Below are 10,147 nucleotides of genomic sequence, written 5' to 3'. Positions count from 1 at the left end.
GCTTCCCTGATCACGAAGCAGCACCCTAACAAATCCGCGACCAGCGCGAATCCCCTTGCAGCCGCGACTTTCTGACTCAGTAAGATTAGCCTCCTGAGGATGACCTTCGCCGGGTTCATCGCTGCTCACGGCCTGCTCATGCTGCGGGGCCAAGGTTCTGCCTCTCGCCTCTTCGGCATCCCGCTTTCGTAGCCGGCCGCGAATGCCGCGCTGCTCGCAGTCACGACACCATCAGCCGCCTCTTGGCGCAGCCCGATGCCGGCTTCCGCGTCATCGGCGTGCTCTATCAGGAGTTCGTCGTCCGCTGCCGCATCGAGGGCCTCGCCTCGGTCGTGCCGGACCTGCCCGGGTTCCGCCGCATGCTGACCCGCGCCCGCGCCGGCCTCGGCTCCGACATGGCCGGCGACGACGCCTGGCAGGACATCTCGGCGCGCGCCTCGCTGCTGCCCGAGGATATGCAAGGCGTGTTCATGATGATCGCCCGCGCCGCCAAGGAGGGCTGGCCCTGCCCGAGCGACGCGGCGATCGCCCGTGCCTACGGCTCGCACTCGCTACGCCGCGCCCGGCGCCTGCTGACCTATATCGAGGAGCAGGGCCTGATCGTCTGCCAGCTCGACGGCGTCGGACGGCGGACGGTGACGCTGGTGGAGCTGGCCTGGGCGACGGCGCCGGGCGATCCTAATGCCGAGGAGGTGGAGCAGGGGAGGTTGGTGGTGTGAGGGCTGATGCGGTTTGGGCGAAAGCTGACGTCGCTCAACATCAGCAAAGCGCCGTTATCGCCGAACCACTGCTCAGACGTTGGGTTTGGGCCGTCTGCCGACAGTCTGCGTTGGATCGGACTAAGGAGCGGTCGTTCGGCTTTCATGGCACCGCAGGGCGCAATCACCCCCTCTACGAGAAGCAAACGCTCGATTCCATATCAGCGACTGTATCCCTCGCTATAGCTTTCAGATGTAATGTGTTGCCTTACACATTACGGAAATGCTATGCCTGAGCCATGGTAGACGAATCGCCCCCCTTTCATCCGGGCCCTTGGGTCCGGGAAAACATCCTGAGGCCTCGCAACGTGTCGGTTACGGACGCAGCCAAGCTCGTCGGTATTAGCCGTCCGGGTGTTTCGAATTTTCTCAATGCAAAGGTCTCCGCGACGCCCGACATGGCCGCGCGGCTAGAGCGTGCCTTTGGTGTGCCCACCAGAGAAATCCTCGATCTTCAGAGCGCGTATGATAGGCATGTGGTCAAGGCTGGAGGCGCTGCCGCAAGCGCGCGTGCCTACGTGACACCCTTCCTCGGCATCCAAGCGAACGACATTGTTAATTGGTTTTCGACGACGATCTTGGCGCGCACTCGGCTGTCGGTGTTGCTTCGTACGCTCGTCAACTCTACCGGGCACGACCTGCAGAAGGTTGACTTCCCGGGCAACGACGACGCAGAGCGCCCCGGTTGGGACGGCTACGTTGAAGCTAGTTCCGGAACGCCATGGATTCCTGCCGGGACGTCAGGCTGGGAGTTCGGCGTCAATGCGGACATCAAGACGAAGGCGGACGGCGATTTCTCGAAAAGCGTGAAGGCCACGAAGCAAGCCGACCGTCTGAACATCACCTTCGTGTTTGTTACACCGAGGCGCTGGCCCGGAAAGGCTGGTTGGGTAGCCGAGATGAAGGCGAAGAAGCTCTGGAAGGACGTTCGCGGCTACGACGCCAGCGATCTCGAACAATGGATGGAAACTTCCATCGCTGCGCAGACTTGGTTTGCCAACCAGACCGCGCGGCCGTCGAGTGGCGTGCGCACTCTCGAAAAGTGCTGGGCTGACTGGGCCAACGTTGCGACCCCCCCTCTCCATTCTTCGCTTTTCAGCACAGCGAACGATGTCTGGCGCAGCCGGATGAAGTCGTTTTTGTCGAAGGGTAGCTCCGAGCCCCTGATTATCACGGCTGACTCGGTTGAGGAAGCAGTCGCGTTTCTGAGCCAGATCTTGAATGAGCCTGATTTCGCCCACCACAAGGACCAGGTGCTCGTGTTCGACGAACCGGGCGTGCTTCCTCAACTCGCCCAAGGCACGATCAATTTCATCGCCGTGGCGCACACGCGTGAAGTCGAGCGGGAGTTTGGTCCCTATAGCGGCTCATTGCGCGCGATAGTCGTCTATCCGCGTAATGCCGCGAACGCCGATCCCGACATCGTTCTGGAACCCCTCGGCTACGAGCCTTTCACCAAGGCGCTTGAGGCGATGGACAAGACGCGCGACGAAATACTATCGCTTACCAACGCCTCGGGCCGGTCACTCACAATTCTCCGGCGACGGCTTGCGACGATACCGGCCATTCAAACACCAGTCTGGGCTGCCAATCACCAAGCCTCTTCTAACCTTGTTCCGTTTGTGCTTGTGGGCACGTGGGATGCGCGCAACGAGGCTGACCAGACGGCTTTATCGCTGCTTGGTGGTGACGTCCCCTTCGATGCGCTGGAGAAGCGTGTGCAGGAACTCTTGCTGCTGAACGATGCCCCCGTCTGGTCCATCGGCAACTATCGCGGTGTGATCTCGAAAATCGACTCGCTCTTCGCGATTGCGGGCGCAATCACCCAAGGCGACCTCAACCACTTCTTCGACATAGCAAAGATCGTTTTGGATGAGGATGACCCCGCTCTCGACCTCCCTGACAACGAGCGGTGGGCTGCGGACATGCACGGCAAGAGGCGCGAGTTCTCTTCGGCACTGCGCGAGGGCATTTCTGAGACATTGGTTCTGCTCTCAGTTCACGGGAATCATCTGTTCGGGAAGCGCTTTGGTTTTGATGGCGAGCGTGCCGCTGCCAAGCTAGTACGGGAGTTGCTCGAGCCGCTCGATACCCGCAGGCTGGAAGCGAATGATCGTGACCTCCCCCTCTATGCTGAAGCTGCCCCTGAGGAATTTCTGACTATTATTGAACGCGACCTCCGGTCAGAGCATCCCGCTACGCTAGGCCTACTGCGCCCTGTCGACACAGGACTCTTTGGCTCCCCTGCGCGCACTGGTCTTCTCTGGGCGCTTGAGGGATTGGCATGGAACTCCGCCACCTTCCCACGGGTCGTCAAAATTCTCGGGCAGCTCTCTGACGTCAAAATAGACGACAACTGGGCGAATAAGCCGATCGGATCGTTGGGCTCGATCTTCAGAGCTTGGATGCCGCAGACGGCGGCGGATCACGACAGCCGACTGAAAGCCATGCGAATGCTGCTGGAAAAGCATCCGGCCGTGGGCTGGGAGATTTGCCTCCAGCAGTTTGGCGACTACGGCAACCGCGTCGGGGACTACGCTCACAAGCCCAAATGGCGGCCCGATGGATATGGCTTTGGTGAACCCTTCGGCACTTGGGGTCCCATCAACAGCTTCGTCCGCGAGATGGTCGAGATTGCACTAACTATGCCATCCTATACGGTCGACATGCTGTGCGACCTCATCGCGCGGCTGCACGTGTTGCGGTTGGAGGATCAGGAACGCGTTTGGAAAATCGTCGACGACTGGCGGAAGACTGGAGCCAGCGACAACGACATCGCCCGCCTACGCGATAAAATCCGCGTCGCGGTACTTTCCCGGCGCGGCCGCAAGAAGGCGAACGAAGAGGGACAGGTCACGCTTTCGAAAACCGCGAAAGCTGTCTATGCCTCGATGGAGCCGACCGACGTCGTCAACAAGCACGAATGGCTGTTTCGGCAGAGCTGGGTCGAGGAATCGGCTGATGAGGTCGCGAACGTCGAGCTTGATTTTCGGGCCCGCGAACGCCGCATAGAAGAGCTCCGGATCGGCGCCTTAGTGGAAATTGTTGCAACGAACGGTCTGCCGGGGGTTTTCAGACTCGCCGAGAAGGGCAATTCGCAGCGGCAGATCGGCTGGTATTTGGCGCGTGGAATCCTGCAGCCCGAACAGCTCGGAGACCTGATGCTCCAATGCGTTCGCCCCAATGATGAAGATACTGGTCGAAGCGGCATCGCAGCCGGTGCTTTGCGCGGACTCGACGGCGAACAGCACAAGGCGTTGTTTGCGAGCCTCCGTGGAAAGCTGTCCGAACAGGAGGCGCTTCGCGTGCTGCTCTTCTCGCCCTACCGCACGGCGACATGGGAGCTCGTGGATCAGCAATCAGATGAAGCTCGGGCGACCTACTGGCGCGACGTCGTGCCGGAGTACGTATTCGATGCGCCGAATGAAAACAACGAAAGCATCAGGCGTCTGCTTAATGCAAGGAGGCCACGTGCCGCCTTCGCCGCGGTTCACTTCAAGCTTGATGAGGTGCGCCCCGAACTTTTGGTCCAGATGCTTTCCGAAATGACGAAAGAGGGCGATGACAAGGGAGGCGAGTACCAGCTGCACGATTATGACATCCAGCGCGCCTTCAAACTGCTTGATCGGAATCCCGACGTGCCGCTCGAAGACAAGGCGGGGCTGGAGTTTGCGTATCTCGATGTGCTGGCCCGCTCGTTCCGTGGTGGTGATGGACACCAGATTCCGAACCTTGAACGCTATATCGAGCACCATCCGGAGATGTTCGTGCAGGCGATCGTCTGGACCTACAAGCGCAAGACTCCTGGTGAAGACCCTCCGGAGATCCGTATGGCCGAAGGACGGGAACACCTCGCGAAAAGGAGCTATCGCTTGCTTGAAGCTCTGGAACGTATACCGGGACAAGATGAAGCTAGCGATGACGAGTACCTGAAAAAGCTGACTGAGTGGGTCGGCAAGGTCCGGGAGCAATGCGACGAGCTTGGCCGCGCGGATGTTGCCGACATCTGCCTCGGCAAACTTTTGGCCAGCGTTCCTGAAGGCAAGGACGGGGTATGGCCCAACGAAGCTGTTCGCGACTTGATGGAAGACTTGCAGTCTGAAAAAATATCGCGAGGCGCTCATACCGGACTCTACAACGCCCGTGGTGTGCATTGGCGCGGCGAAGGCGGGGGTCAGGAAAGAGAGCTTGCAGCTAAGTATCGCAGATGGTCGGAAGCACTTCACTTTTCCCATCCGTTTGTTTCATCGTCTCTTCTGATGTCCATGGTGAAGACTTACGAATATGAGGCCGAGCAGCAAGATACGGAGGCAGGCATCCGGCGGCGCCTTCGGCACTGAACCTGTCGTAGCTGTGCCGACAGTCACTATCGGTCTACGCGACGTCTGCATTCGGACGGTAGCAACAGAGATCTCGACGGCCCGCAAGAGGGCGGAAATGCGACATCCAGCGTGGTCGGCGGCAGGGTCTGCTTTAGGCGCCGGCGAAGCTGACCCCTATAACCGAGATTAGCCGCGGAAGCTGTCATGCACGGCTCCGTGCGGGACTCTGCTTCGGGTGAAAAACAGCCCCCACCTCAGCCTCCCTCTACCTCTCCTCCACAATCCGCAAATAAGCCGCCGTCACGAACAGTCCGAGCAATAGCCGCTGCGCGCCTTCGGGCATCTGCAGGATGGTCAGCAGCGTCGTCAGCACGGTTTAGGATCAGGCGCCGGAGGCGATCACCGTGCGCTGATAGACCTGCAGACAGCCGGTGCCGATCAAGCTGTGCCGAGCCCGCCCCCCTCAAGTTAGTCGCCGCGGCCGCCGCTCCCAATGCCTCAGGCGGCGCGCCGGCTTTGTTTCCGTGAATCTCGCCATGCCGCATTGCACAATCGTCTCGCCTGCGCAAAATGCGGCATGATCCGCAAATCCCTCACTGTCCTGGTGATCGATGAAAACCACATCCGCGCTTCGATAATCGAAGCGGGACTGCGGGAGGCCGGGCATCAGCAGGTCACGGTCATCCATGACGTCGCCGGCATAGCGCGGCGGATCGCCGAGATCGAACCCGATGTGATCGTCATCGATCTCGAAAATCCCAACCGCGACATGCTCGAAAACATGTTCCAGCTGTCGCGCGTGGTGAAGCGGCCGATTGCCATGTTCGTCGACCGCTCGGACCAGGCGTCGATCGAAGCTGCGGTGGAAGCCGGGGTGTCGGCCTATGTCGTCGACGGCTTGCGCCAGGAGCGCGTCAAGCCGATCCTCGACATGGCGATCAGCCGCTTCAACGCGTTTTCGCGCATGGCGCGCGAACTGGAAGAGGCCCGCAGCGAACTGGAAAGCCGCAAGGTGATCGATCGCGCCAAGGGCATATTGATGAAGTCGCGCGGCCTGTCGGAGGACGCGGCCTATACGCTGCTGCGCAAGACCGCCATGAACCAGAACCGCAAGATCGCCGAAATTGCCCAGAGCCTGGTGACGGCGGCAGGCCTTCTGGATCCCGAGGAGAGTTGAGAATGGCGGCCGAGCACCGGATCAATGCTGGCTTCATGCCGCTCTTCGACAGCGCTGTCCTTGTCGCGGCGAAGGAAATCGGCTTCGCCCTGCGCGAAGGCATCGACCTGACGCTCAACCGGGAAACGTCCTGGGCCAACATCCGCGACCGCATCGCCATCGGCCATTTCGATCTCGCGCATATGCTGGGGCCGATGCCGATCGCCTGCAATCTGGGGCTGACGCCGCTCGCCTCCGACACGGTCGTGCCGTTCTCGCTCGGCCTCGGCGGCAATTGCGTGACGGTTTCGAACGCGGTCTGGGCGGGCGTGGCCGCGCACGGCGCCTTACCCGACCTCGATCCGGCACGGGCCGGCCGGGCGTTGGGCGCGCTGATCCGCGAACGGGCAAATGCCGGCGGCGATCCGCTTCGCTTCGCCGTCGTCCATCCGCACTCCGGGCACAACTACGAACTGCGCTACTGGCTCGCCGCCTGCGGCATCGACCCATCGCACGAGATAGAAATCGTCATCGTGCCGCCTCCCTTCATGGCGGACGCGCTCGCCGCCGGCAGGATCGACGGCTACTGCGTCGGCGAACCCTGGAACAGCGCCGCTGTCGTTGCCGGCACCGGCCGCATCGCCACCGTCAAGGCGGCCATCTGGAAGACCAGCCCGGAGAAAGTCCTCGGCGTGCGCAAGGCATGGGCGGAAAAACAGCCGGACGCGCTTTCGGCCCTGCTGCGCGCACTGCATCATGCGGCGCGCTGGTGCCAGGATCCGGCAAACCGCGGCGAACTTGCGGCCCTGATGGCGCAGCCGGCCTTCCTTGGCCTGGCGCCGGCGCTGCAGATGCCGATCCTCAGCGGCCATCTTGCGCTCGGCGGCGGCGCCGAACTCAGCGTCGGCGACTTCTTTCTGCCCTTCGACAAGGCGGCGAACTTCCCGTGGAAGAGCCATGCGCTGTGGTTCTACACGCAGATGGTGCGCTGGGGGCAGGTCAAGCACAGCGCCGCCAATATGGCGCTGGCCCGCGACACCTATAGGCCCGACCTCTATCGCGCGGCGCTGAAGCCGCTCGGCGTCGCTCTGCCGGGCGCCAATTCCAAGGTCGAGGGGGCGCTTACGGTTGCCACGCCGGTCGGCTCGGCCGGTGCCAGCCTGGTTCTTGGTCCCGACGGTTTCTTCGATGGCCAGATCTTCGATCCCGACGAGATCGACGCCTACATTGCCGGCCAGAAATTGGCGCGCGCCGAAGCCTGATCATTTCCGCGCCATTCTTGTGCACTGCACAAAAAATGTGCGTGCAACTGCGCTAATGAACAATCTTTGGCTTGCTCGCCCAGCGGGCCGGCGCGCCGACGATTTTAGCATGCCGTTGACATCATTGATGTTTGTCATCCATTCCGAAACTGGCACGGTTCCTGCTTCGTAATAGGCAGACTCTTCTCGGAGTCACGGAATACGCGTCCAATGGCGGGCGCTACAGGCAAAGCTGCCGCTCAGGTCAACACGCGATCCCGGATGGACGGACGCGCGAGGCCTGGCCGGCGGCTTTTTTGTTTTGGTCGAACACGCAATCGACGGCGCCGATCCCAAGCCGCGCCCAACCGGAGATGACGATGACGAAACGCATCAAGAGCCATTCCGCCCAAACGGCGATCAGCCGCCGCGATTTCCTGAGGATCAGCGCGGCCACCGCGGCAACGCTGGCGGCGGCGCGTGCGCTGCTGCCCTCCGGCGCCTATGCGGCTGCCGCCGTACCGGAAGTCACCGGCGCCAAGCTCGGCTTCATTGCGCTGACCGATGCCGCACCGCTGATGATTGCCAAGGAAAAAGGCCTGTTCGAGAAATTCGGCATGCCCGATGTCGAGGTGCTCAAGCAGGCCTCCTGGGGGGCGACGCGCGACAATCTGGTGCTCGGCGGCGAAGCCAACGGCATTGACGGCGCCCATATCCTGACGCCGATGCCTTATCTGATGCACACCGGCAAGGTGACGCAGAACAAGCAGCCGCTGCCGATGGCGATCGTGGCGCGGCTCAACTACGACTGCCAGGGCATTTCCGTCGCCCAGGAATATGCCGCCACCGGCGTCGGCCTCGATGCCTCAAAGCTGAAGGAAGCCTTCGCCGCCAAGAAGGCCGCAGGCAAGGAGGTCAAGGCCGCCATGACCTTCCCGGGCGGAACGCACGATCTCTGGCTGCGCTACTGGCTGGCCGCCGGCGGCATCGATCCCGACAAGGACGTCTCGACCATCGTCGTGCCGCCGCCGCAGATGGTCGCCAACATGAAGGTCGGCAACATGGACGTGTTCTGCGTCGGCGAGCCATGGAACGAGCAGCTCGTCCACCAGGGCGTCGGCTTCACCGCCGCCACCACGGGCGAACTGTGGAAGGGCCATCCGGAAAAGGCGCTCGGCCTGCGCGCCGCCTTCATCGATAAATATCCGAACGCCACCAAGGCGATCCTGATGGCCGTCATGGAGGCCCAGCAATGGTGCGAGGCAAAGGAAAACAAGGACGAGATGGCCGCCATCATCGGCAAACGGCAATGGATGAACGTGCCGACCGCCGACATCATCGGCCGCCTCAAGGGCGACATCAACTACGGCAATGGCCGCGTCGCCACCGGCACCGATCTCTACATGAAGTTCTGGCAGGGCGGCGTGTCCTATCCCTTCAAGAGCCACGACAGCTGGTTCCTCGCCGAGAATATCCGCTGGGGCAAGTTCGCGCCGACCACCGACATCAAGGCGCTGGTCGCGCAGGTCAACCGTGAGGATCTGTGGCGCGAGGCGGCCAAGGATCTTGGTGTCGCCGCGGCCGATATTCCGGCGTCTTCGTCGCGCGGCCCCGAAACCTTCTTCGACGGCAAGATCTTCGATCCGGAGAACCCGTCGGCCTATCTCGACAGCCTGAAGATCAAGGTGTCGGCCTGAGCCCGACATAGACGCGCGGCAGGCGGTGGCAACGCCGCCTGCCTTGCACGTGCCGCCATGGAGTTTTTCGAAAAAATGTGTATCCAAGCCATCGAGGACAGCAAGGTGAAGCCGTTCCCCGCGCCGGCCAAGCCCGCCGAAATCATCGCTTTCACAGCCAGGGCGCGGCGCCGCTTCGACCCGGCCGCTATCGCCGCCAAGCTGGTCAGCACGCTGGTGCCGCCGGTCATTGTCATCACCATCATGCTCGTCGTCTGGCAGGTCGCCTGTTCGTCGCCCACAGCCAGCCTGCCACCGCCAAGCCAGGTGTGGAACGAGGCCTATGACCTGATCGCCCACCCGTTCTTCGACAATGGCCCGCAGGACATTGGGCTCGCCTGGCGGGTGCTGATGTCGCTGCAGCGCGTCGCCATGGGCTTCGGCCTTGCGGCAATCGTCGGCGTCGCGCTCGGCGCACTCGTCGGCCAGTCGATCTGGGCGATGCGCGGCCTCGATCCAGTCTTCCAGATCCTGCGTACGGTGCCGCCGCTCGCCTGGCTGCCGCTGTCGCTGGCGGCGTTCCGCGATTCCAGCCCGTCGGCGATCTTCGTCATCTTCATCACCTCGATCTGGCCCATCATCATCAACACCGCGGTCGGTGTCCGCAACATCCCCGAGGACTACCGCAACGTCGCCCGTATCCTCCGGCTCAACCAGCTCGAGTTCTTCGTGAAGATCATGGTGCCGGCGGCCGCGCCTTACATCTTCACCGGATTGCGGATCGGCATCGGCCTGTCGTGGCTGGCCATCGTCGCCGCCGAAATGCTGACCGGCGGCGTCGGCATCGGCTTCTTCATCTGGGACGCGTGGAACTCGTCGCGCCTGCCCGACATCATCGTCGCGCTCGCCTATATCGGCGTCACCGGTTTCTGCCTCGACCGCCTGGTCGCGGCGGTCGGCGTCTTCGTCACCCGCGGCACAACGGCAAAGTGAG

Annotated in this window: 6 protein-coding genes and 2 pseudogenes; 6 read left to right on the top strand and 2 right to left on the bottom strand. The window is 62.2% G+C overall.

The genetic code is table 11. The features are described from left to right. Nucleotides 1-242 precede the first annotated feature (242 nt). A pseudogene (locus NKJ46_RS13635) lies at nt 243-719 on the top strand (ATP-binding protein); the annotation flags it as partial. A gap of 278 nt (nt 720-997) precedes the next feature. Further along, nucleotides 998-5,098, top strand: a complete 4,101-nt coding sequence (locus tag NKJ46_RS13630) for a HigA family addiction module antitoxin (RefSeq protein ID WP_352665473.1) — start codon at nt 998-1,000, stop codon at nt 5,096-5,098. A 247-nt stretch (nt 5,099-5,345) separates the two neighbouring features. Here the strand turns inward: NKJ46_RS13630 and NKJ46_RS34760 are convergent. Further along, a pseudogene (locus tag NKJ46_RS34760) lies at nt 5,346-5,456 on the bottom strand (ABC transporter permease); the annotation flags it as partial. Between the two features lie 201 nt (nt 5,457-5,657). On the opposite strand from NKJ46_RS34760, the gene NKJ46_RS13625 reads away from it, so the two are divergent. Both NKJ46_RS13625 and NKJ46_RS13620 read left to right on the top strand, forming a co-directional pair. Continuing rightward, entirely contained in the window at nt 5,658-6,257 is a 600-nt protein-coding gene (locus NKJ46_RS13625; RefSeq protein ID WP_023676288.1) for an ANTAR domain-containing response regulator, read from the top strand. A 2-nt stretch (nt 6,258-6,259) separates the two neighbouring features. Further along, nucleotides 6,260-7,498 (top strand): CmpA/NrtA family ABC transporter substrate-binding protein, encoded by a 1,239-nt coding sequence (locus NKJ46_RS13620; protein ID WP_352665472.1) that lies wholly within the window; start codon nt 6,260-6,262, stop codon nt 7,496-7,498. Between the two features lie 244 nt (nt 7,499-7,742). Here the strand turns inward: NKJ46_RS13620 and NKJ46_RS13615 are convergent, their stop codons facing one another. After that, nucleotides 7,743-7,871: a hypothetical protein gene (locus NKJ46_RS13615; protein ID WP_292664306.1), complete on the bottom strand. Its 129-nt coding sequence runs from the start codon at nt 7,869-7,871 to the stop codon at nt 7,743-7,745. Here NKJ46_RS13615 and NKJ46_RS13610 point away from each other — a divergent pair. Further along, nucleotides 7,858-9,174, top strand: a complete 1,317-nt coding sequence (locus tag NKJ46_RS13610; RefSeq protein ID WP_352665470.1) for a CmpA/NrtA family ABC transporter substrate-binding protein — start codon at nt 7,858-7,860, stop codon at nt 9,172-9,174. The two genes, NKJ46_RS13615 and NKJ46_RS13610, sit on opposite strands and share 14 nt — an antisense overlap. 75 nt (nt 9,175-9,249) lie before the next feature. Then, the gene (ntrB, locus tag NKJ46_RS13605; RefSeq protein WP_352665469.1) at nt 9,250-10,146 is read left to right on the top strand and encodes a nitrate ABC transporter permease; all 897 of its coding nucleotides are present in this window, start codon (nt 9,250-9,252) and stop codon (nt 10,144-10,146) included. Nucleotide 10,147: the final 1 nt, after the last annotated feature.

It is taken from the genome of Mesorhizobium sp. M0166 (assembly GCF_040322255.1).
In the GTDB taxonomy this organism is placed as follows: domain Bacteria; phylum Pseudomonadota; class Alphaproteobacteria; order Rhizobiales; family Rhizobiaceae; genus Mesorhizobium.
The sequence above is the reverse complement of the archived record's forward strand: the minus strand, read 5'-3'. Positions and strand labels throughout refer to the sequence as shown.